The organism is Corynebacterium tuscaniense, assembly GCF_008693065.1.
GTDB lineage: Bacteria > Actinomycetota > Actinomycetes > Mycobacteriales > Mycobacteriaceae > Corynebacterium > Corynebacterium tuscaniense.
Map to the genome: position 1 here is coordinate 1 of NZ_VXKH01000024.1, position 26953 is coordinate 26953.

The 26953-nt window shown below is 57.9% G+C and carries 21 protein-coding genes, 5 tRNA genes, 1 other RNA gene and 2 pseudogenes; 8 read left to right on the forward strand and 21 right to left on the reverse strand.

Annotated features, from left to right (window positions below; all coding sequences use genetic code 11):
* Positions 1 to 508: ABC transporter ATP-binding protein (locus F4V54_RS05945; RefSeq protein WP_150386561.1), on the reverse strand; the 508-nt coding region annotated here is incomplete at its 3' end.
* Between the two features lie 91 nt (positions 509 to 599).
* Between F4V54_RS05945 and F4V54_RS05950 the strand changes: the two genes are divergently transcribed.
* Positions 600 to 1277, forward strand: coding sequence for a sensor histidine kinase (locus tag F4V54_RS05950; protein ID WP_150386562.1), 678 nt, complete (start codon positions 600 to 602; stop codon positions 1275 to 1277).
* Complete coding sequence (locus F4V54_RS05955; protein WP_150386563.1) at positions 1274 to 1918, forward strand: response regulator transcription factor; 645 nt, start codon at positions 1274 to 1276, stop codon at positions 1916 to 1918. The genes F4V54_RS05950 and F4V54_RS05955 overlap by 4 nt, the downstream gene beginning before the upstream one ends.
* A gap of 14 nt (positions 1919 to 1932) precedes the next feature.
* Here F4V54_RS05955 and F4V54_RS05960 read toward each other — a convergent pair whose 3' ends face one another.
* The 3 genes from F4V54_RS05960 to ffs all read right to left on the reverse strand — a co-directional run bounded on the left by F4V54_RS05960 (position 1933) and on the right by ffs (position 3929).
* A complete protein-coding gene (locus tag F4V54_RS05960) occupies positions 1933 to 2478 on the reverse strand; it encodes a suppressor of fused domain protein (protein ID WP_150386564.1) in 546 nt (181 codons plus the stop codon).
* Positions 2478 to 3749: an aspartate aminotransferase type Ic gene (locus F4V54_RS05965; protein WP_150386565.1), complete on the reverse strand. Its 1272-nt coding sequence runs from the start codon at positions 3747 to 3749 to the stop codon at positions 2478 to 2480. The genes F4V54_RS05960 and F4V54_RS05965 overlap by 1 nt, the downstream gene beginning before the upstream one ends.
* A gap of 81 nt (positions 3750 to 3830) precedes the next feature.
* Positions 3831 to 3929: signal recognition particle sRNA small type (ffs, locus tag F4V54_RS05970), an RNA gene on the reverse strand.
* 158 nt (positions 3930 to 4087) lie between these two features.
* Between ffs and F4V54_RS05975 the strand changes: the two genes are divergently transcribed.
* A tRNA-Ser gene (locus F4V54_RS05975) sits at positions 4088 to 4173 on the forward strand.
* An 865-nt stretch (positions 4174 to 5038) separates the two neighbouring features.
* Here F4V54_RS05975 and F4V54_RS05980 read toward each other — a convergent pair.
* The 5 genes from F4V54_RS05980 to gluQRS form a co-directional block, all read right to left on the reverse strand.
* Positions 5039 to 8164, reverse strand: coding sequence for a SpaA isopeptide-forming pilin-related protein (locus F4V54_RS05980; RefSeq protein WP_150386566.1), 3126 nt, complete (start codon positions 8162 to 8164; stop codon positions 5039 to 5041).
* A gap of 4 nt (positions 8165 to 8168) precedes the next feature.
* Entirely contained in the window at positions 8169 to 8993 is an 825-nt protein-coding gene (locus F4V54_RS11620) for an LPXTG cell wall anchor domain-containing protein (RefSeq protein WP_150386567.1), read from the reverse strand.
* Complete coding sequence (locus F4V54_RS05990; RefSeq protein ID WP_249041242.1) at positions 8986 to 9867, reverse strand: class C sortase; 882 nt, start codon at positions 9865 to 9867, stop codon at positions 8986 to 8988. Before F4V54_RS05990 ends, F4V54_RS11620 begins: the two co-directional genes overlap by 8 nt.
* Positions 9868 to 9999: 132 nt before the next feature.
* A complete protein-coding gene (locus F4V54_RS05995; RefSeq protein ID WP_150386568.1) occupies positions 10000 to 11472 on the reverse strand; it encodes a SpaH/EbpB family LPXTG-anchored major pilin in 1473 nt (490 codons plus the stop codon).
* Between the two features lie 422 nt (positions 11473 to 11894).
* On the reverse strand, positions 11895 to 12818 hold the full coding sequence (gene gluQRS / locus F4V54_RS06000) for a tRNA glutamyl-Q(34) synthetase GluQRS (RefSeq protein WP_150386569.1): 924 nt from the start codon (positions 12816 to 12818) through the stop codon (positions 11895 to 11897).
* 190 nt (positions 12819 to 13008) lie between these two features.
* On the opposite strand from gluQRS, the pseudogene F4V54_RS06005 reads away from it, so the two are divergent.
* Both F4V54_RS06005 and F4V54_RS06010 read left to right on the forward strand, forming a co-directional pair.
* Positions 13009 to 14235, forward strand: a pseudogene (locus F4V54_RS06005) (IS3 family transposase).
* Positions 14236 to 14302: 67 nt separating this feature from the next.
* Positions 14303 to 14971 (forward strand): queuosine precursor transporter, encoded by a 669-nt coding sequence (locus F4V54_RS06010; protein ID WP_249041243.1) that lies wholly within the window; start codon positions 14303 to 14305, stop codon positions 14969 to 14971.
* Between the two features lie 221 nt (positions 14972 to 15192).
* On the opposite strand, the pseudogene F4V54_RS06015 reads toward F4V54_RS06010, so the two are convergent.
* The 8 genes and pseudogenes from F4V54_RS06015 to F4V54_RS06050 form a co-directional block, all read right to left on the reverse strand.
* A pseudogene (locus F4V54_RS06015) lies at positions 15193 to 15339 on the reverse strand (tRNA guanosine(34) transglycosylase Tgt); the annotation flags it as partial.
* Positions 15340 to 15428: 89 nt separating this feature from the next.
* Positions 15429 to 16136 (reverse strand): DUF3800 domain-containing protein, encoded by a 708-nt coding sequence (locus F4V54_RS06020; RefSeq protein WP_150386571.1) that lies wholly within the window; start codon positions 16134 to 16136, stop codon positions 15429 to 15431.
* A 6-nt stretch (positions 16137 to 16142) separates the two neighbouring features.
* Positions 16143 to 17396, reverse strand: coding sequence for a tRNA guanosine(34) transglycosylase Tgt (gene tgt / locus F4V54_RS06025; protein ID WP_150386572.1), 1254 nt, complete (start codon positions 17394 to 17396; stop codon positions 16143 to 16145).
* A complete protein-coding gene (locus F4V54_RS06030; protein ID WP_150386573.1) occupies positions 17393 to 19798 on the reverse strand; it encodes an MMPL family transporter in 2406 nt (801 codons plus the stop codon). The genes tgt and F4V54_RS06030 overlap by 4 nt, the downstream gene beginning before the upstream one ends.
* A 94-nt stretch (positions 19799 to 19892) precedes the next feature.
* Positions 19893 to 19980: transfer RNA gene (locus tag F4V54_RS06035), tRNA-Ser, on the reverse strand.
* Between the two features lie 74 nt (positions 19981 to 20054).
* Positions 20055 to 20267, reverse strand: coding sequence for a CsbD family protein (locus F4V54_RS06040; RefSeq protein ID WP_150386574.1), 213 nt, complete (start codon positions 20265 to 20267; stop codon positions 20055 to 20057).
* 105 nt (positions 20268 to 20372) lie between these two features.
* Complete coding sequence (locus F4V54_RS06045) at positions 20373 to 20801, reverse strand: nucleoside deaminase (protein ID WP_150386579.1); 429 nt, start codon at positions 20799 to 20801, stop codon at positions 20373 to 20375.
* A gap of 29 nt (positions 20802 to 20830) precedes the next feature.
* Complete coding sequence (locus tag F4V54_RS06050) at positions 20831 to 21319, reverse strand: tRNA adenosine deaminase-associated protein (RefSeq protein ID WP_150386575.1); 489 nt, start codon at positions 21317 to 21319, stop codon at positions 20831 to 20833.
* Positions 21320 to 21358: 39 nt separating this feature from the next.
* Here F4V54_RS06050 and F4V54_RS06055 point away from each other — a divergent pair, with 39 nt between their 5' ends.
* Together F4V54_RS06055 and F4V54_RS06060 are read left to right on the forward strand one after the other, a co-directional pair.
* Positions 21359 to 22417, forward strand: coding sequence for a prephenate dehydrogenase (locus tag F4V54_RS06055; protein ID WP_282958579.1), 1059 nt, complete (start codon positions 21359 to 21361; stop codon positions 22415 to 22417).
* A 278-nt stretch (positions 22418 to 22695) separates the two neighbouring features.
* Positions 22696 to 23805: an HNH endonuclease signature motif containing protein gene (locus F4V54_RS06060; protein ID WP_249041244.1), complete on the forward strand. Its 1110-nt coding sequence runs from the start codon at positions 22696 to 22698 to the stop codon at positions 23803 to 23805.
* Between the two features lie 330 nt (positions 23806 to 24135).
* On the opposite strand, the gene F4V54_RS06065 is transcribed toward F4V54_RS06060, so the two are convergent.
* From F4V54_RS06065 to F4V54_RS06080, 4 genes are all read right to left on the reverse strand, one after another.
* Positions 24136 to 24211 (reverse strand) — tRNA-Arg (locus tag F4V54_RS06065).
* 148 nt (positions 24212 to 24359) lie between these two features.
* Complete coding sequence (gene mgtE, locus F4V54_RS06070) at positions 24360 to 25721, reverse strand: magnesium transporter (RefSeq protein ID WP_150386576.1); 1362 nt, start codon at positions 25719 to 25721, stop codon at positions 24360 to 24362.
* Between the two features lie 85 nt (positions 25722 to 25806).
* Positions 25807 to 25882: transfer RNA gene (locus F4V54_RS06075), tRNA-Arg, on the reverse strand.
* Position 25883: 1 nt separating this feature from the next.
* A tRNA-Ser gene (locus F4V54_RS06080) sits at positions 25884 to 25973 on the reverse strand.
* A gap of 68 nt (positions 25974 to 26041) precedes the next feature.
* Here F4V54_RS06080 and F4V54_RS06085 point away from each other — a divergent pair.
* Positions 26042 to 26953: histidinol-phosphate transaminase (locus F4V54_RS06085; RefSeq protein ID WP_150386577.1), on the forward strand; the 912-nt coding region annotated here is incomplete at its 3' end.

The following is a 26953-nucleotide window of genomic DNA, read 5'->3' on the forward strand; positions in this document are numbered from 1 at the left end:
GGTCGAGAGCGGCGGTCGGCTCGTCGGCAAAGACCACCGACGGCGGCCCGGCCAGGGCACGCGCAATCGCTACACGCTGGCCCTGCCCGCCGGAGAGCTGCCCCGGGAAGCGATTCACAAAATCCCCCAGGCCCAGACGGGTGAGCATGTCAGTGGCTTCCGCGTGGGCCTTCGAACGGGACTCGCCACGCATGATCTGCGGCAGTGCCACGTTCTCCTTCGCGGTCAGCTCAGGAAGGAGCTGGCCGTCCTGGAAGATGAAGCCGAAGTGGTCGAGGCGGAGTTGGGAGCGGGTGGCGTCGTTAAGCGATGCAATGTCGCGTCCGTTGAAGCGGACCTCGCCGTGATCGGGGACGAGCACGCCGGACATGCAGTGGAGCAATGTCGATTTGCCGGAGCCGGACGGGCCCATGATCGCGACGGATTCGCCGGGCTCGATGTTCAGACTGATGCCTTCGAGGACCCGTTGCTGGGTGAATGATTTGGTGATGTCGTTCAGTTCAAGCATGGTTCTATTTCACCGCTCGCCGCGTGCGGCCGCCATGGCGCAGGCTCCCAAATACGGGTAGTGCTAGCACTACCCCGCTACCCTCGTGTGCATGTGGCGGAAGAAGAACCACGAGGCTGAGGCCGCGCGAGCAATTCACCAGCTCACGGCGTCCCGGCGCAAGATTGCGGAAGCATACGAGATCGAACGCCTGCGCATTGAGCGCGACCTGCACGATGGCGCGCAGCAGTACTTCGTGGCGGCAGCGATGAAGCTCGGCGAGGCACAGCTTGAGACCGATTCACCGCTTCTCGACGCCGCTGCCCGCGACCTCAAAAACGGCCTCGACGCCCTCCGTCGCACTGTGCACGGCATTCACCCGCGCGAGCTCACCGATCGCGGACTCGTCGAAGCCGTCGAAACTGCCGCCGCAAAATACGGTCCGCACGTCACCGTCCGTGCCCCGCACGCGCTTCCGCTTATCGACGATTCCGTCCTCGCCGCCGCATATTTCTTCACCTCCGAGGCCCTGACCAATGCCGCGAAGCACGCCCCTGGCGCCCCCGTCAGTGTGCTGATCACCTGCGATCACACCCTCAATATCGCAGTCACTGACTCTGGGGACGGTGACGCCCGCATTGTCCACGGTGGTGGGCTCGATGGCATGCGCGAACGCATCGCTGCATTCGGCGGGTCAATGGAAGTGCATTCACCCCACGGTGGACCTACCACCGTCACAGCGCGCATACCGTTGCTGCTGTACCGAGGAGAAAGTGGACTTGCACCATGAAGATCGTGATCGCTGATGACTCCGCCTTACTGCGTGAAGGGGTTGCGGGCCTGCTGACTCGGCGCGGCCACGAGGTCGTCGAGCAGGTCGGTGATGCAGATGCCTTACCCGGCGCTGTGGCACAACACTCTCCTGACCTGGTGATCACGGATGTCCGCATGCCACCCAAAATGCGCGACGATGGACTCCAAGCAGCCCTCGCGCTGCGCGAGCAGGGCCGGGTCAACGTGCTCGTCCTGTCCCAATATGTTGCGCCTGCTTATGCGCGCGAACTATTCTCCGGCGGCGATGGCGGTACCGGCTACCTGCTCAAAGACCGCGTCGCTGAAGTGAAAGACTTCGTCCAGGCCTGTGAGACTGTCGCAGCCGGTGGCGTGGTCATCGACCCCGATGTCGCCAGTGAGCTCATGGCCGCCAGCTCACGCTGGCTGAGCACGCTTACTCCACGCGAGCGCGAGGTGCTCGAGCTCATGGCCGAAGGCCTGTCCAATGCCGAGATCGCCGGGAAGCTCTATTTCTCCGGTGCTGCGGTGGCCAAGCATGTGTCCAGCATCTTTGCCAAACTCGGGCTCACACCGGATGAGGAGAACCGCCGCGTCCGCGCGATCCTCATGTACCTGTCTGAACGAGGGATCAGCTAGTAGCGTCGGATGGCCTAGTCGCGGTTCCAGTCCCCCAGGTCCGTGCTGCGGCGGCGTAAGCGGCGCTCTAGCACGTCAAGGCCCTGCTCAGTGGCGATGGAGTACTCCTCATCGGTGAGCAGCACCAGCTCCAGCAGTAGCGTCATCCGGCCCGGTTCCGTGATCATTGGGGTGCCGCGTTCGAAGATCTGCGGTTCACGCAACAGGCCGTGGTGGATGGCCAGTGCCGGGTCATCTACTAGCCCCGGCAGGAGTGTCTCCGGCTGGGCGGGTGTCTTGGTGTCCACTAGTGCGTGCCATGCTCTTGCTACCGCGATGGCGCGCTGTTCAGGGCTGGCGCCTGACGCGGCACAAATGATCTCACAGCGCACGTCTGTCGACTGTTCAGAGTCAGCGTCCGGACCGTCCACCATCAGGCCACTGTCCACATCGCTAAAGCCCACGCTCACGGCAGCAGGGACATCGGTAGACACGCCGATGAGGAAACCACCACCGGCATCTGCAACGTCGAGCGGGCCCAGCACACTGGTGAGCCAAGCAAGCCTTTCTTCAGGTTCCATTAGGCCTCAAGCTTCTCCAGTGCGGCGAGCAGGACACAGGTGGCTACACCGTCCATGGCAGTGCGGACTTCGCCGATAGGCGGAAGCGAGGGCGCAAGGCGAATGTTGCGATCGTTCGGGTCCTCCCCCTTCGGGAAGGCGGAGCCAGCCTTGGTTAGTGTGATGCCGGCCTCGCGGGCGAGTTCCCATACGCGGGTGGCGGTGCCGTCAACAACGTCGAGGGAGATGAAGTAGCCTCCGGTCGGAGTGGTCCAACGTGCAACGTTGTACTCGCCCAGGCGGCGCTCCAGGATCTCCAGGACGGCCTCGAACTTCGGCCGGAGGATCTGCGCGTGCTTCTGCATGTGCGCACGCACACCATCTGCGCTGCCAAAAAATTTCGCGTGGGCCAGTTGGTTGATCTTGTTCGGGCCAATGCCACGAATACCAGCTACGGAGGAGTACCAGTCCAGGTCCTCCTTGGATGCGGCGAAGAAGGCCACGCCGGAACCAGCGTGGGTGATCTTGGATGTGGAGCTCATCACCCAGAAGCGGTTCGGGTTGCCGGCTTCGGCGGCGGCCGAAAGGACGTTAATAATCGGCGGGAAATCCTCCGTGAAGGTGTGAACGGCGTAGGCGTTATCCCACACGATGCGGAAGTCCGGTGCCGCCGTCTCCATCGAGGCGAGTTTGCGCGCAACCTCCTCAGTTACGGTGGCACCCGTCGGATTAGCAAACATGGGCACAACCCACATGCCTTTGACCGCCGGGTCCTTGACCAGCTCCGCCACGGCATCCGCATCCGGGCCGTCCTCCAGCATGGGCACCGTGATCATCTCAAACCCGAACTGCTCGGTGATAGCAAAGTGGCGGTCATACCCCGGCACTGGGCAGATCCACTTCACGGTCTCCTCCGCGCTCCACGGGCGCTGCGAGTCATTGTTACCAAAGGCATACGACCAGCTGATCAGGTCGAACATGATGTTCAGCGAGGAAGCATCGCCCGCGTACAGGTTCTCCGCCGGCACACCAATGAGCTCACCCCAGATGTCACGGATGTCCTTGATGCCCTGCAGGTTGCCGTAATTACGCACATCCGCGCCCGTGGCATCCACATACGTGTCCTTGCCGGGCAGCTCCAGCAGATCATTACTCAGGTCTAGCTGCTCCGTCGAGGGCTTACCGCGCGTCAAATCGAGGTTGAGGTTGCGGGCTTTAAGCGCCTCATATTCCTCCCGCACCTTCGCGGTGAGCTCTTCGCGCGCAGCGGTATCCAAATCAAGCAAGGACATGGGATCACTTCCTTTTGGAGTGGATTCATTTACTCCGCCCAGAGTACATGCGCCCCGCCCACTCCCCTACCCCCTGTGGGAAAAATAAGGGGACCTCACGCACCTGCCAGAGCTCGTTGACCCTTGCTGCGTTCCCGCCCTGGGGGAGTTCACAAGATAAGCACCGCGTGAGATCCTGCGCCTGAGTGTAGTAGTTCCTGGCACCGTCTTCAAAAATCACCCTTCCCGCTTATCGACGCCCACCCCAACCACCAATTTTGCCCCCTCCGCCCCATCCGCTAAAGTAATACCCCGACGCGTTCCGCGGGTACGCCCGTGGAACGAGAAAATGCGTCGTTGGAGGATTCGACTAGCGGCCTATGTCACACGCCTGGAACGCGTGCGGGTTTCACGACCCTCGTGGGTTCAAATCCCACATCCTCCGCAAATCCCCCAGCCCTGAATGTGCAGGTCTGGGGGCACTTTTGTATCCAGCCCCACGAACAGGCTTAACCCTTAACCCCAGTTTCCTCCCGCAGCAAAGAAGAGAGGCTCCGGGCTCAGTGTGGGAGTATTGCGAAACTGTCGCGCGCGCATTAGCCTAAAACGTGACAGCACAGTTCATCTTTGAGTTGTGGCTGTACAATAAAAGGGCCCCAACGAGCGGCTACTCGTTGAGACCCTCGGGCCTTAAAGACCCATGTGAAGCATCACTGCAATGAGCTTCACTGTTACGGTCGCAAGTGTTATGACCTTGATTGCCACATCGAGCCATCTAAGCTTCGTGGCGTCAAGGTCTTTTCTTTTGCGTCCGGGTGTATCCAATGAGTGCTTACCCATTGTCTACCTCCCTTTGCGTCGTAGGGTTGTCCGCTCGCCTGAAAAGGGCGCGCGGAACGACCCACGTCACGCGCGGGCCTTACCGCGCACCGACGAGGAAGCCACGCCCACACCCCACCACAGGTGGTGGGGTGTGATTGTGAACCAGAAGTAACGTTAGCAGCCACACTTGACGGGCCCCAGTAGCATAGTTCCACCCGTCAACGCGCATGAAGTACACGCCTCAGCACCGACGTGACGCCGCGAATCTCGTGATTGAGTCGTATCCAGCGTCCGATGGTGCAAGTCCTGTCGACTTCGTACACCACATCCTCCGTAAAATCCCTCAGCCCTACGCGGCCTGGGGGATACATTCTCTTCGCGCCCAACCCTTAGCCGACCCTGGGCTTCCCCAGAATGGTTTGAAGGCTGTTTACCGGAATCTAAACCGGTAAACAGCCTTCATCGGTGGGTGCTGCCTTTATGCAGACCTATGTGAGCAAGCGCCTCCTAGAGCCCTGCGAAACGTAGGCCATGACCAGGCCTCCCAATGCCAGGACCATCAAACCGAGTGCTCCTTGGCGGTATAGGCCAGGGCCTCCTGTTTCTGGGAGAACGGGTTCTTCAACGTTGACAACGGTAATGGCAGCACCGTTTTCATTATCTGAATCCGTTACCTTCTGCGCATGTGGGTCATCTGGGGCAAGAACCACGCCCCCAGTCGTCGGTTGGCTCAACAGCTTCAGCTGAGCCTTTCCGTCCGCACCACGAACAAACATGAACTCGATGGGTTCTGTGATGAGGTGGTAGCCAGCAGGAGCCGTCGTCTCCACCAGGATGTAGCGCTTGTCAAATTCAAGCTCGTCGACGGAGTATCCCTTCTCAGGGTTGGGGGTAATGTCCTGAACCTTGTTACCTCGGCCGTTAGGAGCCTTTTCGTCCTTTTCGTACAGGGCGAATTGCGCTCCATCTAGCTTCTCGTAGTTACCCCGGCCATCTTTGTCCGCCATCTTGAACAGGGCCAAAGAGGGCAACGGTTCTTTAGTCGAGTTGATAAACCTACACGTCACAGCCTTCAACCCAGGGGTGGTTGGAATTGTCAGCTTGCTCTCACGGTCAGACCTATCGGTCAGACCAGACAGTGCTGCCGTTGGCACTACCTTGTCGCCCTTATCCCAGTTATCACCTTCAACACATTTCAGAGAAGCCCTGTACTTCTCCGCATTCTCCTTCGACATGTTCTTACGCTCGCTCCCAGGCGTTTTGGTGCGGAAGCCTTCAAAAACTCCGTACTCCAGCCCAGGTTTAACAAAGTTGTAAGACACTTCTTTTTGGAGACCAGTCTCCGGGGTTGTAGCGAAAACAGGAGGCATCAAATAGGAGCGAGAGTTTGTAAATGGTGATTTCTCTAGAAACGCCCCAAGTTCAAACTGGTCATTTGAGTCAAGGCGCTTCCCGACAACCTCTTTCTCGATCTTCAGAATGACCTCATTATACGGTCCCGCATCATAAATCGCTGTAGCTCCCCATAGGGATTCACCGGGTTTAAAAATACCGTACACGGTGCTTTCCACTGTGGCTTTCAGAGGCTCGCCTTCGATCGTATAACCTCCTTTTCCGTCCGGAATGAGGTGGGACCACACAAGGCCCGAGTTTGCGCTTGGATCATTCGTTCCGTCGGTTTGTGTCGAAAGAATGAAATCACCAAAGCGCCCCATGCCATAGGTTGGACGAGGAAGCTTCCCTATCACGATTCCCTCATTAGACCGCCCGGCCGCTGGATTACCAGGCTCCTTAGCCGGCCAGTGGACAAGCATGGATGGACCCGTAGAATCGAAAGCATCTGTAGTGCCAGCACCAAACAAACTACCGTCAGGCCCGACAAAGAAGTCACCTGCCGAAGTTAACTGTATTTGTCTGCCACCTAACAAACCACCTGGCACTGTAGGCCATTTTAGGTCCAGTTTTTCAATGTCTTTGCCTTTACCAAGTTCACATGTGGATTTCAATGCAGGATCTTTCACACAGGAAGGATCCATTTTCCAAATGTTGTTCTCTTTTGGCGTTGAGAAAATCAACTTACCGTCGTAGTCGAAGGTCAAGGCATTCAGCTGCTTTGTACCACCTGCGGCGGCATCCCCGTATGGGAGGTTAAATGTACCGCGACCAACAAGAGCACCCGTACGAGCATCGAATTTGTCCATCACGTGGCTACCAGTTGCTCTATATTCGACAGCATAAAGGTACTTACCATCCGGTGTTACCGCGATATCACCGTAATCCCTTCCAGTAGGGAATTGTCGGCCAACCTTGATGGTTTTGAAATCATCGGAAAAGTCATATCGAGTGAACTGTGTTTTCGTATTAACCCAGTAGGTGTTGGCCGTTGGAGTTCCAGACAGCCCTGAATCTGGTTCAACTTCGTAGTTATCGCGTGTCAGCTTGTACCGAACGGTCAAGGTGTCGCCGCTCTTAATCTGCTGCTTATTCCCCGAGGTCAAACCCCAGGTTGACTTCCACTCATCATAGGGGCCACCTTTGCTTTTTGTATCTACGCTATGGCCAACTAACGGGGTGAGGGCCCATTTCTGTTCCGTCAATGACTTTTCTGGGTTCCCATCTTTATTGTCGTTGAGCCACAAGTATGGCAGGGCTTCCAATGAGGCACTATCGTTACCGCTTTGGAGGGTGAACCACTTCCGCGGGTTAAATTTGAGATTTTCAAAAGGCCCATGAAAAGGGGACAAACCGTCGACTTGGAACGTGAAACGAATAACCGCTACCTTGCCGTCATCTTCCTCTGGGACAATTTCTGTCAGCTTGAACGTAGGATTTTTGCCGATAGAAAAGTTGTTGATGTCAGCAGCGCCACCTTCGAACTCGTCAATTTTGGTCATGCCCGAGAAATCTACTGATGCTGTGGCTTCTCGGTCTTGACTCCGAAGCATCATCTGGGAATTCTTCTGAGCGTTTTCCAGCTTCTCGTTCGAGGTTTCGAGGCTCCATGATTGTTCGGTGGTGTCGGTGCCTGGCGCGACCTCAATGTCCACCTCGATGATGTTTGGATCGGCGACGGTGGCCGGACGCTCAAGGCTGAGGATCTGCCGGTCCTGCTGATCTTCATTCTTCGAAAGACCAACCCGTGTCTCGTTAATACGTGCCTCAAGCACACCTACCGGGGCACCGGAGTCCTTGCGGACGAGGCGGATGTACTTACCCTGACCAAGCGAGGCCGCAGATTCCTTCACCGCCAACGTGTAAAAGTCGCCCTGGGCATTCTTCCCTTTCGGAACCAGGATGAACTTGCCAGAAGGTGCAGACTTCAGCGCATCAGCAACTTCATCTTGGGTGCCCAAAGTCCCAAGGTTGGGACCAATGATGTCGCCGTCCTGCGTATCCGCCTTCTTAGCAGAGTTATTCCCTGTTGCCGCGGGCGCACTTGGAGCAGCACTTGGCTGTGATGTTGCCACTGCCTGAGAGGCTGGTGCCTCGACGGCGTCGGTTGCTGTCACGTTTTGGGATAACGCAGCCGGCGCGACACCACCAATGAGTAGGACACCGACTGTCGAAATTGACCATAGAAGTCCCCGCACGCGGGTGTGTGAACGTTGAGTCATCGTCCTAGCTCCTTTGACTTTCGGTATCTTGCTGTGCCCTGTTTGGCTTGCGTAGAACTGTTACGCCCACGCCGATCAGCACAAGGCCTAAGGCGAGAATCCCCAGTACGCTGGCACCGGTTTCTGGCAGCCAAATGCGTTTGGACGGGGGTACCTCCTCACCCGGCGGTACAGGAGTTGTCGGCGTTGTCGAAGGCGTTGGTGTGCCCGGCGGCACTGTTGGGGGCTTCGTCGGTGGTGTGGTCGGCGGCACCGTCGGAGGGGTGGTTGGCGGAGGTGTCTGCGGCTCCGGCTTCGTCACAATCACCGAGTCGTATGTGAATTCACAGCTCTTTGGGTCACCAACCAGCGGGAGCATGACCAGCATCGGGCGGGACTGGCGGTAGTTGTACTTGCCGTCCTCAGGCACCGTTTCCGTGAGGAGGTAGATGCCGGGTTTCAGGCCTTTGAAGAATGCGATGCCGCTGCTGTTCGTTTCAGCCTCGACCGCTTCCCCCAGGCCAAGTGCTTTTGCCTCCTCAACAGTGAGTTGCGAGGCCTTTTTGCGTGCTTCAACCGTGGAGAAGTCTGCGTTCACCCGCTGCAAGCGGAAGACCATTCCGGAAACCGGGCCGAAAGGCAATTGACCCGGCTCCACAGCATCAAACTTGTTCGGAGCGGTTTTCCGGACCTGCAAGTTTGACAGCTTTGAAAAATCAATGTCGTTCACCGGGGCGCACTGGGAGTTAGCGCCCGTGGCAACGCGGTCGTCGGCAAATGCGGCGGGGCTGCCGCCCATCATCGTGATAGCTGCAGCGCACATAACCGCTGCGCAGCGTTTATTAAACATAGCTACGGGCCTTCCTAATCTCCCTCATCACCCAGTAGGTCAATGCGCCGATAACCACGAGCCCAAACAGGCTCAAGGCAATCATCCACCACTGAATTGTGCGACCGGATTTATCGATCGCCTCTTTATCCATTGCGTCAAGGGGCACTCGCTTCGCGTGCACCAGCAAACGGTGTGTGTTCACCCCGTAAGGAGTGCACGTAATCAATGTCACGAGGTCTTCGCCCTCTACCGGGGTCAAACCGGTCACTTCCGTCGGCAAGACAATTTCGGTGTCGAAGACCTCATATTTGAGCGTTTCACCGAAGGTCTCCACATAGATGGCGTCGCCTTTTTCCACCTGATCCAGGTCATCAAAAAGCGTCGCATTCGTGAGCCCGGTGTGTCCGGTAATGACTGTTCTCATACCTTTGCCGCCAACCGGAAGTGCGGACCCATAAAGATGGCCCAACCCTTTCTGAAGGGTGGATTCCGCAGTCCCGTGATAGAGCGGAAGTTTTACATCAATACTCGGGATGGTGACACGTGACATTGCGGTCGCGCCACTTAATTGCTCCAAGTACTCGTTATAGCCCTCATTATCAGGACTAATGCGCGCCAACCACGGGTCAAGCACCGGCTGCCCAGCGTGCTCCGCGTTGTACGCGTGCGCTTTATCCACGGCCGCTTTCAGCTCAACAGGATCAACGTCTTGGAACTGCTCTACGTATTCCTCAGCGATCTTTTGCTGCTGCATGTTGTTCACAACAGTGGCTACTACGGGGTACAGAACAATCGCAACGCCGATCAGAACGATGACCACGGGGGCCATAATCTTCGCCACACGATGAGATTTCATCACCTGTGGCGGCTGATCTGTTGACAGCACGGACATACCTTGACCTTTAGTAATGCGTATTGAAAAAGTGGCGGGGATTTTTGGTAAAGGAGCCTCCCCGCGTGGGCTTCTCGACGGCTCTACCTCGTCGAAGTATCACCGTCAGGAGCTGCTAGCTCAGCAGAGGTTTTAGGCAGCAGAGGTGTTGCGGCGTGCAACGTAGGTACCGCCACCAATCACGAGCATGCCCAGGACAACCAGCAGACCGATACCAATGCCACCGGTGTTCGGCAGCAAGGTCTTGTGGTTTTCCATGTTGATGCCGTAGGTGTAAGCACCGTTGGTGTCGCCGTCACGCTGTGCGTCTCCTGCTTCCTTGGTCAGGATGAACGGGATCAGCGTGTTATCCAGCTGGAAGCCCTTCGGGGCCTTCGTCTCCTGTGCGCAGTACTGCACAATCGGGCTCAGTTCCTTGCCATCAGCAAAGTCGGATGCGTGGATGCCGGTGATGAGGATCTCACCCTTCTCATTCGTGGTCCACTTCGACTGGCCGTTCACGGTGAGTGCTTTACCGGTGGCCTTGTAGCCTTTATCCTTATCTCCCTCACAACGAACGAGCTGGAACTCTGCGTCCTTCAGGCCCGAACCATCAGCAGAATCGGTCTTCTTGATGTTCAGCTTGCCCCAGTAGGTCTTTACCTCGTTGGAGTCACGCTTGTGCTCACCTGTGCCAACACCGTTGTTGAAGTAAAGCGTCGATTTGTTCGGGATTACCTCAACATCTGCCGGTGCCTTGGCCTTGATGCCCACCTTGACGGACTGGCCATCCTTGCGAGCTGCCTCAAGCTTGGCCATTGCGGTGTCCTTGAACTTGACATTGACCTTGTGAGGGCTACCCGCGGTGATTTCCACATCGTAGTCCGCATCGGTCAGAGTCTCACCGGTGCCGGTCAGTTCAACGGTGATGTCTTCCTTCTTCGGAGCCTCCAGCTTGCCGTCCAGGTTGTCCTCTACGCGGTAGGAAACAAGCTTGTCCTTGTCGGAAGCCGGTGCCGGGATGGAAGCAGTAATGGTGTAGTCGTAGGTGTGACCACCGTGGGCATCAGCGTCCTTCACTTCCTTGGTCACGCCAGCTTCGGTGTTCTTCGGGTACACAACCACATCATTGATGGAGGTCTTGCCATCCTCGGCCGTTGCCGGAACAGAAACCAGGAAGTCCGGGCCCGGGACATACTTGTCGTTCGGAACCGAAACTTCGTGTACTAGGTACACGCCAGCCGGCAAGTTGTCGAACTTGATCTTGCCGTTTTCGTCAGTCTTGCCCTCGGCAGTTTTTCCACCATCGACAGGCTTTGCCTGGGAAGCATCATTCATGGCATCACCCTTAGCAGGGATGACCTGGGTAATTTTAAACTCGAAGCCTGCAGGTGCATCTGCGCCTGGAATCTTGTCTGCCTCAAGTGCGGAGCCGTCATAGCCCTCAACTTTTTCGGCAGCGCCAATGCGCTTATGAATGGTCAAGCTGTAGGTGGCTGCCTGCTGCTGCGTGTTGGTGGCGCCGTCGGCCGGGTTCTCCTGCGCGATTGCGGCAGGCAGAACTCCGCCCATAGCTACGACGGTGGTTGCGACAGAGGCAACCAGGCACCGTTGGAAAGTATTCATCTAAACCTCACTCAGGTTGGTGGCCATGCGCGTTGACGTATCTCGACGACGCTCCATTGATGAACTGGCCATGGAAACAAACTGTGTAGAACCCAGATGACATCTAGGCTGCACAACAAACGCTAAACCCACTCGCCAATCTTGTCAATTGGCTGTGATTTAGATTGACACCCCCGCATAGTAGATTCTTCAACAATTTGTTGTTTAGATAATTTTAAGGAATCTATGCCGGATCGCAGGAATTACACGAATGTCAGTAATGAACATTATATTCCCATTACAAAGCACTATTTATGGGTAAATAAATGGATGAGCAAGACATTCCGCTGACCCGCAGAAACCGAATCCATTGCCTTTAATGCAATGTGCAGAAAAATCAGTTTCCATATTGTCTGCACATACAGAAATCTAATGTTTTCACGTTAAATCCACATGTAATTCTCAGGGGGCAGTTTGTCTGGATCAAATTTTTCCAACAACTCGTTTACACTGCAAGCACCCCCTATGCCCAACGAGGCAGCAATCTGGCCAACCACGTCGGCCACAGTCGCACCAGGGTTGTCTGCCATCATCTCCCGCAGCGTGACTGCACCATCACGCTTGGCTAACCGCTCCCCTTTCGCGTTCACCACCAGAGGAACATGAACGTACTGTGGTTGTGGCAGACCAAGCTCATGTGCGAGATACGCCTGCGCTGGTGCGGAGCCCAAAAGATCATCACCGCGCACAATCTGATCCACATTCTGGAAACCATCATCAACCACGACAGCCAAGTTGTACGCCCAATCCCCTGCCTGCGCTTGATTCGCGTTCCCGCCACGCTTCAAAATCACGTCATCGACCGGGCCGGTGAACTCCCCCTTGTAATAGTCCGTGACAGTCCACTCCGTGGCATGTGCGCGCAGCCGAATCGCAGGAAGGCGCCCCTGGGCGGCGAGCTGGGAACGTCGAAAAGCACGCTGCTCTTCTGAAAGCTCCCGGCACGTACCTGGATACATCCCCCGCTGAACATGCGGTGCAGACGCGGCCTCCCGAATATCACGACGAGAGCAAAAACACTCATACGTATCCAACCTTGCCAACGCCTCCGCATACGCCACACCACGCTCATGCTGATACATCACCGGCTCATCCCACTCAAGCCCCAACGCCGCAAGATCCTCCAACTGACGGCGCGCCGACTCCATACTCGAACGCTCCGAATCCACATCCTCCACCCGCACGAAAAAAGCCCGACCCGACTGGCGCGCAAACAACCACGCAAGAACCGCCGTACGAAGATTGCCAAAATGAAGATCCCCACTCGGACTCGGAGCAAAACGGCCAGCGGGACATGAATACTGCATGCCCGCAATGATATTGCGCCACGCACACGTCAAGCATTAATGCTTCTCGGCGTACAACAGGCCACTCAGCAAAGCCCCGATGGCGCTCACTTTTAATGAGCGCTCATTAATATTGATCAAGGACCAATATGCCAACATCCTGAAGCGTCCTGGGTTTAGTTCGTATCTCTGCTAAGGAAGGATTTGGACTATGCCTAGAAAGTATTCCGTTGAGTTTAAGGAGAAGGCGGTCCATCAGATCATTGAAATGGTCCGCTTGGAGTCCTGCTCACGGCAACGCGCGTACGAGGAAGTCGGTGAGCTCCTTGGTGTCTCCCACCATACGTTGCGGGCTTGATACCGTGACAGTGCTTCAGTACGTGATGACTCTGACGCTTCAGGTGGCGAGACAATGGAAGAAGAGCTCAAGCGTCTGCGCCGCGAAAACCGCGAGCTGAAACGAGCAAACGGGATTCTTAAGACTGCTTCGGCTTTTTTCGCAGCGGAACTCGACCGACCCACGACCAAATGATCTCCTATATCGACGCGTATAAAGATCAGTTTGGGGTCGAGGCCATCTGCCGAGTCCTAAAACAAGCAGATCGTGGATTCATCACCTCACGCGGCTACCGCAAAGCCACCACACGCGTGCCCAGTGCAAGGGCCTTAAGCGATAGCCTGCTCATCCCAGAAATACAGCGTGTACATGCGGAGAACTTCTCGGTCTACGGTATCCGCAAAATGTGGCACGCGATGAACCGTGAAGGCTTTCATATCGGCCGCGACAAGACCGCACGTCTGATGAAACTTGCAGGTGTGTCTGGTCGACGACGTGGACGCACCCCGGTCACCACGACCAGCCCTAAAGTGCGGGATCATCGTCCGGATCTTGTGCAGCGAAACTTCCGGGCAACAGCACCCGGGCAGGCTGTGGGTTGCCGATATTACCTATGTTCGCACCCTGTCAGGATTCGTCTACACCGCGTTTGTCGTGGATGTCTACAGCCGAAAAATAGTCGGTGTTGCTACACGCTCGACGATGCGTACCGATGCGCTGCCGATGCAGGCCTTGGAGCACGCGTTAACCACTGCAGGACAAATCCATGGAAACCAGCTGATTCACCATAGTGATCGGGGCAGCCAGTATGTGTCACTGAAGTATTCCACCGCTCTAGCTGAATTCGGAATCCGGCCAAGTGTCGGAACAGTCGGCGATTCTTATGACAATGCTCTAGCCGAGACCGTTAACGGTCTCTACAAGGCGGAACTGATTCATGCTCAAGGTCCGTGGACATCGGTCGGAGAAGTCGAACTGGCCACCTTACGGTGGGTGCATTGGTGGAACACCACGCGGCTTCATGAAGCATTGGATTATGCCACCCCACAGGAAGTAGAAACCGAGTACCATCTCACCCAACCCATCAACACAGGGTCGTAAAAGAACCGGAACTAAACCCAGGACGCTTCAAACTCACTTCTTACCGAAGTATGCAATGATATTGCGCATGCCCAACCCCATTTCCCACACCGTCGCACGCTCCCCGTACCCATACCTGCTCGCAGTATTCTGCGCAGTCTTCCTCATATCCAACATCACCGCCCAAAAAGGCGTCGAACTAGGACCCCTCGTCACCGATGGCGCATTTTTCCTATTCCCCATCTCCTACGTCATCGGTGACGTAATTGCGGAGGTCTACGGATTCAAAGCAGCTCGCCGCGCCATATTCACCGGCTTTGGTATCGCCCTGCTGGCAGTAGCGTCCTTCTACATCGCCATCTGGCTTCCCCCCGCAAACTTCTACGACATGCAGGACACCTTCGCCGCTGTCTTGGGTCTACTGCCGCGCATCATCCTGGCATCACTGACCGGTTACGTCGTAGGGCAGCTTCTCAACGCGTGGGTACTACAAAAAATGAAGGACCGCTTCGGCAGCGCCCGCCTCTGGGCACGCCTCATCGGCTCCACCATCGTCGGCGAATTCGCCGACACACTACTGTTCTGCTCCATCGCCGCTGGCGTCATCGGGGTTGATTCCGTTGGCACATTTATTAACTACGTCGTGGTCGGCTTCCTGTGGAAGACCCTCATGGAAGTTGTCCTGCTGCCAATCACCTACCCCACCATCGCCGCCGTACGCCGAGCTGAGGAACGCGCGAGTGCCGTACCTGCGTAAATCAAATGCGCGCGCTGCCGCGCTACGAACCACGCGGGCTGCAGGCGATTCTGACTCGCTATACGGACCGGTTCGAATTCGACCTACTCTTCGATGTGAAGGCGGCTCACCCAATTGGTCTTGTCCCCCACGGTTTCCGCATAGAGCTCTGCTCACAACAGCTCATAAGAAACGCGCCCACGGTCCGTGATCACTACCGGCCCATCTCCTGTAGTGCACATCTACACCCGAGGACGTTTAGCACCCGCGTAATAGCGCCCAAGGAACTCATCCCGGTAGGCCTCATAATCCCCGGCGTCGACGGCGGCGCTAATGTTGTCCACCAGCCGCACCATGAACTCCACGTTGTGGATGGTGCACAGGGTGCCGACTGACTTTGCATAGCACGTTCTGGAGTCTGTATACTCCAAGGTGCAGACCCCCTCCGCACGTATGGATTAAGGGGGTCTAGCTATATCTATAGTTCCCGTGGTGCACGCAAAGGGTCACGTGGCGCGAGATAATCGCGGTACCAATTGTGGGCGAATTCATGTTTCGGAACTCTCATTAAAGAAGCATTAGCGCTCCATGCAATATGATCGGCCATCTGCACTAATTGCGAAGTCTTAGAATCCAAAAAGATAGGATCCTCGATCACATGTCGACTTTGCCGTGGTAGTTCACGGTGCGCCCTACGAAATATTTTCTCGGTGCCATCACCGTCCATGAATACCATTGCCAGTTCACCAGTTTTCTCTAATGAGGCTTCCACTTCGAGTAGCCAGTCAGCGTAGAGCGCATCCTTAGTTGCATGAAGATTGTTAGGCTCCCCCCGCCGGAAAATCGATCCCACCTTCAGCCCATGGCAAGAACTAATGGTTTTCAAGCCTTCAAGCGCTACAGTCACACAAAACTCTTTCCACTCGCTGACTCCGTCTACTGAAACAAATTCCTCAGGGATTTGTTTTGCAATGCGACCTCTTCCTAAAACGAACTCCGTCATATGAAGCTCCTTTGACACCGGAACCGAGTATTTCTGATCCATTCGCTTGCGATGTGTTAACCAGGCGCCAAGTACCTCAGCCCAGTCCCACGGGGCTACCTCAATCCAGGCAAACACTGCTAACCCGGTCTTTGGGTCACCGGAATCGTCCGTGTAGATCAACCGGTTCAGGCCACGCGGCATGGTCCCCTACTTTCGTTGCCCCGCGTAGTAGCGCCCAAGGAACTCGTCCCGGTAGGCCTCATAATCCCCGGCGTCGATGGCGGCACGAATGTTGTCCACCAGCCGCACCATGAACTCCACGTTGTGGATGGTGCACAGCGTGCCGGCGAGGAATTCTTTCGCACGCAGCAGGTGGTGGATGTAGGCGCGGGAGTAATTCTCTGAGACGTAGCCGCCGAACTCCTCGTCCACACCAGTGAAATCGCGGCGGAAACGCGCGGCCATGAGATTCATCCGGCCATCGAGGGTGTACACGCCGCCGCGGCGGCCGAGGCGGGTGGGGGCGACACAGTCGAAGGTGTCAGCACCGGCCTCAATGGCGGTGAACAGGTCATCGGGCTCAGAGATACCCAGTAGGTGGCGGGGCTTATCCGCAGGCAGTTCATCAGTGACCCAGCCGACGATCGTGCCCAGGTTCTCCTTTTCCAGGGCACCGCCAATGCCGAAGCCACCGAAGCCGCGGCGACCTGCAGCACGAGCTTCCTCATCAAGAGCAAGCAGACCCCGCGTTGCTTGTCTACGCAGATCCTCATACTGCGCCCCCTGCACCACACCCCACAGGGATTGAAGTGGTTTGTCCGGCCGGGCATGGGTGAGGCGGTCGTGTTCCAGCAGACACCGGCGTGCCCACTGGTGGGTGCGTTCAACAGATTCTTCCTGGTAGGCGCGGGTGTCCACGAGAGTGGTGAGTTCGTCGAAAGCAAACATGATGTCCGCACCCAGCTGGTGCTGGATCTGCATGGACACTTCCGGGGTGAAGCGGTGGGTGGAGCCGTCGATGAAGGATTTGAAGTCCACCCCGTCATCGTCCACACGCGCCATGCGCTCTTTGTTGGCGGCGCGAATGTCCTCATCAGTCAGCCCAGCAACATCCATAGCCAGGACCTTTTTGAAACCAACGCCCAAGCTCATCACCTGAAAACCACCAGAATCGGTGTAGGTGGGGCCATGCCAATTTTCAAAGGTGGCCAGCCCGCCAGCCTCATCAACAATGTCGGGGCCAGGCTGAAGATAGAGGTGATACGCATTAGACAAAATGGCCTGCGCACCGGTGGAGTGGATCTGTCCCGGAGTCAACATTTTCACCGTGGCCTTCGTCGCCACCGGAATGAACGCGGGAGTGTGAATAACACCGTGCGGAGTGTGGATGGTGCCGGTGCGGCCGTGGCGGCCTGGCGCGCTGAAAAGCGTTGTGCGCACGTCAAACGTGGTGTCGGTCATGCGGGAACTCCTTGGGATTCAAACTGGCGCTCGAGCGCTTCGCCCTCAACATCCAGGTTGGGCAGGATGCGGTCGAGCCACGCGGGCATCCACCAGGCGGTGGTGCCAAGCAGGAACATGGTGGCGGGGACGAGGGCCATGCGGACAAAGAATGCGTCGAAAAGCACGGCGGCGCCGAGCGCGAAGCCGAAGATCTGGATGAACGGCAACGGCTGATCGATGAAGGCGACGAAAACAGAGATCATGATGATCGCCGCGGCCGTGACCACGCGCGCGCCACGGACGAAACCTTCGACGGTGGAATGTTCCACGGCCGCGAGGATCGCATCAGCACCATCACTTGCTTGTCTGCGCCGCGTGTACTCCTCCCTCATCCTCGTAACCAAGAACACCTGATAGTCCATGGCCAGGCCAAAGGTGACACCGATGAGCAGGATCGGAAGGAAAGACAGAATCGGGCCGGGTGTGTTGACCAGGCCGGTGACACCGTTCTGGAAAACCTGAACCGTGACGCCGAAGGCCGCGCCCACGGAGAGCAGGAAGCCCAGACCGGCAACAAGAGGCACGAGCAGGGAGCGGAAGACGAGGACCAGCAACACGATGGCTAGGCCCACCACGATGGCCAGGTAGAGCGGCATGGCGCCGGCAAGCTCTTCGGTGATGTCCATCTGCACGGCGGTGAAACCTGTGAGCCCGATATCCGCCCCAATTGCGTCCTCAATCTCCGCGTCCGTTTCACGCAGGGCATGCGCCATATCGACGGTGTACTGATCATCCGGACCAGTCGCCGGAGTGGCCAGGATCTGCGCAGCCATCATGTCATCACTGACACCCACAAGCTGGGCATGGATGATGCCGTTGACGCTGCCGGCGCGCTCCATCGTATAGATGAAGGACGCCAGCGCCGCCTTCTTCTGGTCACTGTCCACCGCCTCATCCGGTATGGAATCCATGTACGGCTTCAGGGCCTCCGACTCCGGGTTAGCGCCGTGGCCATCCACAATGAGCAGGAACGGCGAGTTCACGCCCGGGCCGAAACCCTCCGCCATAAGGTCAGCAGATTTGCGCTGGGTGGTGTCTTTATCCCCGTTCGCATCCGACGGCAACGACATCTCCATCCCCAAAACCGGGACACTCAAACCACCAAGAATAAGAACCACAGCCACCATGACCAATGCCGGAGCACGCTTGATGGTGTTGATCCAACTGCGGCCAAGGGAGCGAGCGTTCAGGTCCTTTGCCGGACGCTTTCCTGGGCCAGGATGGCCAGCGAGACCAGGGACCTTGCCGGCAAACATCTTATCCCCCAAGAGGCCCATCAGCGCCGGCAGCAACGTGATGGCCACGAGCACCGCAATGACCACCGTGACAGCGGCGGACAAACCCATCCAGGTAAGGAACTCAATACGGGCGAGCACCAACGCCACCAACGCGGTGAACACCGTAGCACCAGCAAACACCACCGAGGATCCAGCCGTACCCACCGCCAAACCGGCGGCTTCCGGGCCGGGCAAGCGGCGGCGCTCCGCGCGGTAGCGGGAGAGAATGAACAAGGCGTAGTCAATACCAACAGCCAGGCCAATCATCACCGCCATGGTCGGCGTGACCTCATTGAGCTCCACCCACCGGGTAGCCAAAAGGGTGAGGAAGGTACCCAGCCCCACACCCAGCACCGCAGTAATCACCGGCATACCGGCAGCAACCAGGGAACCAAAGGTGACAATCATGACCACAAAGGCCACCGCGATACCCACCACCTCAGAGGTGGCCTTAATCTCAATCGGGTCACCAAAACCAGGCCCCCCGGCCTCCACCTGCAAGCCCGCGTAACGGCCAATACGCAGCGCCTCATCAACCACCTCACGTTCCTCATCAGTGACCTGCAAGGAAGTAGCCGCACCGAATTCAAAAGTGGTGTAACCAATCCGGCCATCATCCGAAAGCAAACGCACATTATGCGCATCCGCCTCAGCGCGCTCCTCCGGCATACCCATCTGCGTCATCTGGGACACAATCTCATCCGTGAGCTGCCGGTTCACCTCAACCGGATTACCAAAACGTTGCGTACCCGTGAGCCCATCCAAGTTGTCGCGGATATAGCCCACCGTGGCATCAATCGCCTGCATATTCTGCGGCTCATCCAGGCGCTGCCCCTCCGGCGCAGCAAACACCAGATTCACCCCAGGCGCCTGCACCGGATCAGACTGATCCGGGAAATTCTTCTGCAACGACACCAGCGCATCAATCGCCGGAGTTCCCGAAATAGCAAAATCCGACGACAGCGGCTTCATCAAACTCAACGCGCCCGCCATACCAGCCGCAAACAGAATCACCCAGGCGACAAGGACCTTCCACTTGTTCAGGAAGGACCACTTACCCAGCCGGTAGAGGATCGTCGCCACAAGGGGCTCCCTTCACATGAAAAAAGTTCGTGGTCTAGTGGTAAAAACGGCGATTATCCACCGAATTTTACCCAAACCACGAACTTCTTGAAACTGGCGGTAGCGGCGGGATTTGAACCCGCGGAGGTTTTACCCTCACTCGCTTTCGAGGCGAGTACCTTCGGCCGCTCGGACACGCTACCGCCACACAGACTAACGGCAACGCGACCGGGGAACCAAATTTCTTCGGCCCTCCGGTCGCGTTAACGGAAGAAGCTTAATTCTCTTCGCGCTTGTCCTGAATCTTGGCAGCAACTTCGTTGAACTTGTCCTTCACAGCCTCTCCAGCCTCGGACACCTTCTCACGGGCCTCACCAGCAAGCTGGTCGAACTTACCCTCGTTCTCCAAGCCCTTATCGTCGGTCAAGTTGCCCAGAGCTTCCTTACCCTTGCCCTTGAGCTGGTCAGCGGTAGCTTCAAAATCAGCCATGATCTCTCCTTCTAAATCTCGTTTGTAACAGTGGGTCCCATGGTAGGGACGATCACCTGCCCAATGTGTAACAATTCAGTGTCAATCCACACAGAAAGGCCCTGATCAGCGTAAACGCTCAAAAAATCCCGCCAACAAACCAGCGGTTTCCGCCTCCAGGACACCGCCGCGCACTTCGACGGTGTGGAGGTGGGTGGGGTCCCGCAATACGTCGATAAGCGAACCGACTGCCCCCGTTTTTGGCTCATACGCACCGAAAACAAGCGAGCTCACACGCGCACCCAGCACAGCACCCGCACACATCGTGCACGGCTCAAGCGTGACCACGAGCTCACACCCATCCAACCGCCACGTGCCTAACGCCTCCGCCGCAGCACGCATAGCGACGATCTCCGCATGCCCCACCGGATCCCGATCACACTCGCGTCGATTCGTCCCCGCAGCTACCTCGCGGCCATCCGGGCCGTAGACAACTGCGCCGACAGGGATATCACCGGGTGGCGTTGTACGCGCGACCTCAATAGCGCGGCGCATCCGTTCTTCCGCGCGACGTTGGGGCTCACTCACCGGAGCACGTCATCCAACGCATCGGCGAAGCCAAGCTCCTCCGCGATGGCCTCAATGATGGCGGAGGGGTCTGACATCGGATCATCCACGAGCACCGCAAGGACCTCCTCCGACAAACCGATATCCTCCAAAATGGCAAAATCTCCATCAGCCCAACTGTCAACATTATCCAGCTCATCCGGAGCAATATCCGGAACCTCCAAGCCAGCCTGATCACAAATATCGGCCGCGAAATCATCATCCACAGCCATCGTGACATCCGAGATGAGCACGCGGATACGCGACGGGCCAGGCCGAACGATGACGAGGTACTCCTCCTCCACGTTGAGTAGCGCGAACGCCGCCCCCTCACTCCGCAGACTCCGAACCGCCTGGACAGAGGTCTTTAACGTCTCAAAAGAGTCCTCAAACTCCGCCACACGCCAACCACCATCACAGCGCGCAACCGTCACCGCAAAGCCATCCTCAAAGCCCGCCTCACTCATGCCTAGTGAGATTACTCGCGTTATGGAAAACTTGGGAGAGTGATCGACCAACTCCGCCCAGACTCAATCTCCAGCGCCCAACGCGCCCTCCCACCCATCTGCATCGTGGGCCTAGGGCTCATCGGCGGATCCATCATGCGCGACCTCGCGGCCGAAAACATCACTGTCTTCGGCTACACCCACACCAAGGCTGGTGTGCGCGCCGCCACCCGTGAAGGTTTTGATGCGCACAATGACCTCACCGCGGTATTGTCGCGTGCCTCCTCCACCAACGCCTTGATCATCATCGCCGTACCCATGCACGCCGTGGCTGACATCCTCGATGCCATTGCCATGTACGCGCCGAACTGCGGTGTCACCGACGTAGTCAGTGTGAAACAGGGGGTCTACGAACTTATTCAGGAACGCGGAATGCAACCACGCTACGTCGGTGGCCACCCCATGTCGGGCACCGAGGACTCTGGTTGGGGCGCCTCCAAAAAAGGCCTGTTCAAACGGGCCGCCTGGGCCATCACCTATGACTACGCCGTGGAATGCGACGCCGCCGGCTACTCCGTCCCCCGCGACTGGATCGATCTCTTCTACAACGTGTGCAAACTCGCCCGCATCTGCGGCGCCGAAGCCGTCCCCGTCTCCGTGGCCAAACACGATGAAGCCGTTGCCCGCGTCTCCCACCTGCCACACGTCCTGGCGGAAGCACTCTCCATTGTCGGCGACCGTGGTGGCACGCTTGCCCAATCCCTCGCCGCCGGTTCTTTCCGCGGCGCCACCCGCGTTGCTAGCACGGAACCTGAACTCGTCCGCGCCATGTGCGAAACCAACGCTGATGCCGTTGTGAAAACCCTCGACGAGATGCTGGAACTGCTGCAGAGCGCCCGCGAATCCCTCGCCGCCCCCACCCCCTCCATCGAACAACTAGCCGGCGCCGGCTACCGCGCCTCCACCCGCATGGGCGCCCGCCACGGCGCCCGCATCGAATCCGTCTCCCCCATCAAAATCTCCTCCCGCCCCGTCATGCGCGTCCAACTCGGCGCACCCGGCTGGGTCAAAGCACTCCAACAAACCGAATCGCTCGGCGGGCGTATCGACGTGTTCTAAAGCCCAGTTCTAGAACCCACGCCGGCTCAAAACCCAGACTTTGGCGCATGAGCCTTTCATCGTGGAATCTTCCAAGCTTCCGCCCGCCCGGCATGGCAGAGCGCGGCCTAACTTTTTTCGGTTTGTAGGGAACCGGGCTGTTTGTGCTGGATCTGTGACTTCTTCGCGTGTTCTGGTGCGTGGTTTCGCGCGCCTGGCCTGTGGATAGTTTTGGGTTATCCACAGGCCGTTTTGGCCGTTTGCTGCGCGTTTGCGGGTTTCGGTTTAGCGTTGCCGGCATGAATCCTTTTGCAGCGCTCGTGGCGGGTTTAACGAACCCGATGGATACCTTGGCATCCTTTGATGCCCAGGTGCTTAACGCGGTTGGCTGCAGCCCTGCTCGTGTTCGCGAATGGACCAAGCTCCACGCGGTCTACTACGGGAAAACGACGTTCACCCGCAAACAAGCAGACGCGATTACGGTGGCACGCTCTACGCAGAAGTCCTTGGATCAGCTTGTCTACATCGAAAGCCGCCTCGTTGGGGTCAAAGACCCCGGACAGAAGTGGGATCTGCGCCTTGCCCTGCTTTCCATCCCGGGGGACTATAAAACGCTTCAGCGTCGGGCGAAGACCATCGTCCCGGAGGTGGACAAACCCGCCGCGGAACCAACGTTGGGGTTTGGGCGCTCACGTAAAAAGAGGCGCCCTATCATCATCACGGCTAGAGAAGAAGACGCTGCAGCCATCGAGTACGCACTACGCCACACCTTGACTGACGGTCCTGCTGGCCCACAGATGTACGAAACATTCATGACGATGCTCGGCCTGCGCCCTTCTGAGGACAACGAAGCCACAACCCCGGCTTCTGTTGCCCCAGCTGTGGCACCTGCTGTGCCCCGCCCGCTGATCCTGGTCCCACTGCCGGACTACATCACCATCATCGGCGGTGACGGCGACGACACCATCCTGGGGCTAACCGATGGCACCACCATGACTGGAGCCGAGTACTTAGCGCAGCATCAAGGGGAGCAACTGGAGGTGGCGTTATTCCACCCGCAGGAAGGTGCGGTCAACCTGTATGACACGCAACGGTTCGCCAACCGTAAACAACGCGACCTGGCACGGGCCACACTGCCAACCTGCCCGGTACCGGAGTGCCGGCATGCTGCCGATAACTGTCAAGTCCACCACATCCGTGCCTGGTCGAAAGGCGGGCACACCAATATGGATAACCTGGCGATGCTGTGCCGCTATCACAACCGCACCAACGATGACGACCCCGCACACGCCTACCGGGGCAGAGTAGAAAACATCCGGGGTGTCCCCATATGGCGATCACCCCGTGGACACCTCGTAGCCAACACTGTCCACCCCTACGGAGCGATGACACTGCTCTACGGAAGATAAGCGAGACACCTCACACCTCATGTCGAAAGCCAGCAACAGCTGGCCTTTCGGCATGCCCTAAAACAGGCTGCGACGTCCTTGTCCTGGCCTCAGTTGGATTACCTGGCGTTGTGAAGAGGGGCATCACCGATTCTGGACACACTTCCGTATCCTCTTCTGTTCCTCAACCCACTCTGCGACGCTGCTGATCTGTGTACGAACGGTTCATAAGTAGAATCCTCCAAGATTCCGTCCGCATCCCCTTTTGTCGTTTAACCCCCCTTAACCCACCCCTTACCCCGCCGGTACAGGTTAAACAAGAAAACCCGCACGTCAGTGCGGGTTTCTGATTGGTGCGCCCGGAGGGATTCGAACCCCCAACCTTCTGATCCGTAGTCAGATGCTCTATCCGTTGAGCTACGGGCGCATCCGCTGCTTTGCTATTCCAATTGCTGAGTCAGCGTTTGCAACGAGGTACAACGCTACACCACGCCCCAAGGAAGGCAAAATTGCCTGTTCAGGACTGTGGCCGGGGTACTAAACCTGAGTGCTGAACAAGGGCGCTGAATCCGCGGTTAGAGGCCGAGCACGGATGTGGCGATAAGGAAGTAGATCACCAAACCGGTGGCGTCGCAGAAGGTGGAGATGAACGGGTTGGAGAACACCGCCGGATCTGCGCCAACAGTCTTAGCCACGATAGGCATGGCACCACCCACGGTGGCGGACATGGTGCACACGGACAGCAGGGTTGTGCCGATGATGATGCCGATGTCGATGCCGAAGAAGATCCAGGCGGCGAGGAAACCCAGGAAGCCAAGAACGGCGCCAAGCATGAGGCCCACGCGGACTTCGCGCCACATGACTTTGAGGATGTCGGACTTGTGTACGTCGCCAAGCGCGAGTGCCCTTGTCACTGTGGTGGCGGCCTGGTTGCCGGTGTTACCGCCGGTGCCGGTGAGAAGTGGGATGAACAGGGAGAGCACTACGGCTTGTTCGAGTTTTCCTTCGAAGATGTCCAGCACCTGCACTGTCAACGTGGCCGACACAGCCAGGACAAGCAGCCAAACGATGCGGGACTTGACCAACGTGATGAGTGGGGTGGCCAGGTAAGGGGTTTTCAGCGCTTCCGCGCCACCTTGGCGGGCGGAGTCCTCCGTGTCCTCACTCTCAACAATGTCTTGGGCTTCGTCGAAGGTGAAAATGCCCACCAGTTTGCCGTTGGTGTCCACCACCGGCACCGCCAATAGCGATAGCGGCAGGAACCAGCGGGCGGTTTCCTCCGCGTTGTCGGTGACACACACGGTGGGGGTGTCCACCAGGAGCTCAGACATCTTCACATCATCGTCTGCGAGAAACAGCGCCCGCATCTTCACAACGCCTTGCACGTTCCGGCCACGGTCAATGACCGGGAGGGTGTACAGGGTTTCCAGCTCTTCGTGTTGCTCGCGCAGCAGATCCCGGACCTCATGGGCAGTCATGTCCGTGTAGATCTCAGCGATCTCCGGCGACATCGCGCGACCAACGGTGCCACGCTCATACCCCAGGACAACGTTGGTGTGCTCCTGGTCAGACTCGTCCAATTCGCGCATGAGGCGGGCGGCGACTTCGGGCGGGAGCTCGTCGATAAGCATGGCCCTGTCTTCCGCGCCGAGATCTTCGAAGAAGGCCCCTACACCATCGCTACCCAGCGCGTGCACCATCGCCGCCTGGTGGTAGGGGTCAAGCGCATCGAAGACCAGCCCGGCACGCTCCGGCGGCAGGAGGCGGAAAATCACGGCACCACGCTTGAGCGAGGTGCGCTCGATCAGACTGATGATGTCATTGAGCTGGGCCTCATCGAGCAGAGACGAAACCTTCTCCGCATCATGGCTGCGAAGATGATTCTCAACCTGCTTTTCAAGCTCATACAGTGCATCGAACTGTTCAACCGCAGTCATGGCCGCGCCCCCTTTTTGAGGTGACAACTTATCCGGACAGGTCGGAGAGGATAATCCTCGGCCAGCGTACGCACCCAAAAAAATTTGGTGCGCCCGGAGGGATTCGAACCCCCAACCTTCTGATCCGTAGTCAGATGCTCTATCCGTTGAGCTACGGGCGCATGGCGGAGATGACAGGATTTGAACCTGCGGACCTCGTGAAAGGTCAACTCCTTAGCAGGGAGCCCCAATCGGCCACTCTGGCACATCTCCAGACCGGATTACAGACTACCCATAATCATGCAAGCAACCAAAACCCCGCCGCGCTAGACTGGCGCACCATGATCCGTGCTGACCTTGCTGCCATCCCGCCGTATGTCCCCGGAACGTCGGATCCGGATGCCCTGAAGTTGTCGTCCAACGAGGTTGCAGGGGCGCCGTTGCCCGCGGCGGTAGAGGCGATGACGCGTGCTGCGCTCGGCGCCAATAGGTACCCTGATATGGGCGCGTCCACGCTGATCAATGCGCTTGCGCGTCACCTTGGTGTGGAGCCAGCCAACGTGGCGCTCGGCTGCGGCTCGTCCGCGCTGTGCCAGCAACTCGCGCAAGCCACCTCCCAGCCCGGAAACAGCATTGTCTTTCCGTGGCGCAGCTTCGAGGCGTACCCCATCTTCGCGCGCATCTGCGGCGCGGAGCCTCGTCCGGTGCCCTTGCTTATCGACGAGCGTTTGGACCTCCCCGCCATCCTCTCCGCCATCGATGACACCACTTCCCTGGTGTTCATCTGCAGCCCGAATAACCCGACGGGTGCTGTGGTGACGGCGGATGAGTTCGCCTCGTTCATGGCGCAGGTTCCCCCGCACGTGACGGTGGCGTTGGATGAGGCCTACTTCGAGTTTGTCCGGGACCCGAACGCTGTAAACGGTCAGGAGATCTGGAGGGAGTACCCGAATGTGGTGTGCCTGCGGACATTCTCCAAGGCATATGGCCTGGCCGGTGTGCGCGTGGGCTACGCCTTCGGCAACGCGGAACTCATCACCGCCATGAACAAGGTGGGTGTGCCGTTCCAGGTCAACTCCGTGGCGCAGGCAGGAGCCCTGGCCTCCCTGAAACACGCCGACGAGCTCTTGGCACGAGTGGAAGACACCGTGGATGTGCGCGATGAGGTTGCTGACCACATTGGGGCGCAGCGCTCCCAGGCCAACTTCGTGTGGCTGCCCGCCCCGGACGCGGACTGGGCGCCACGGGTTGCC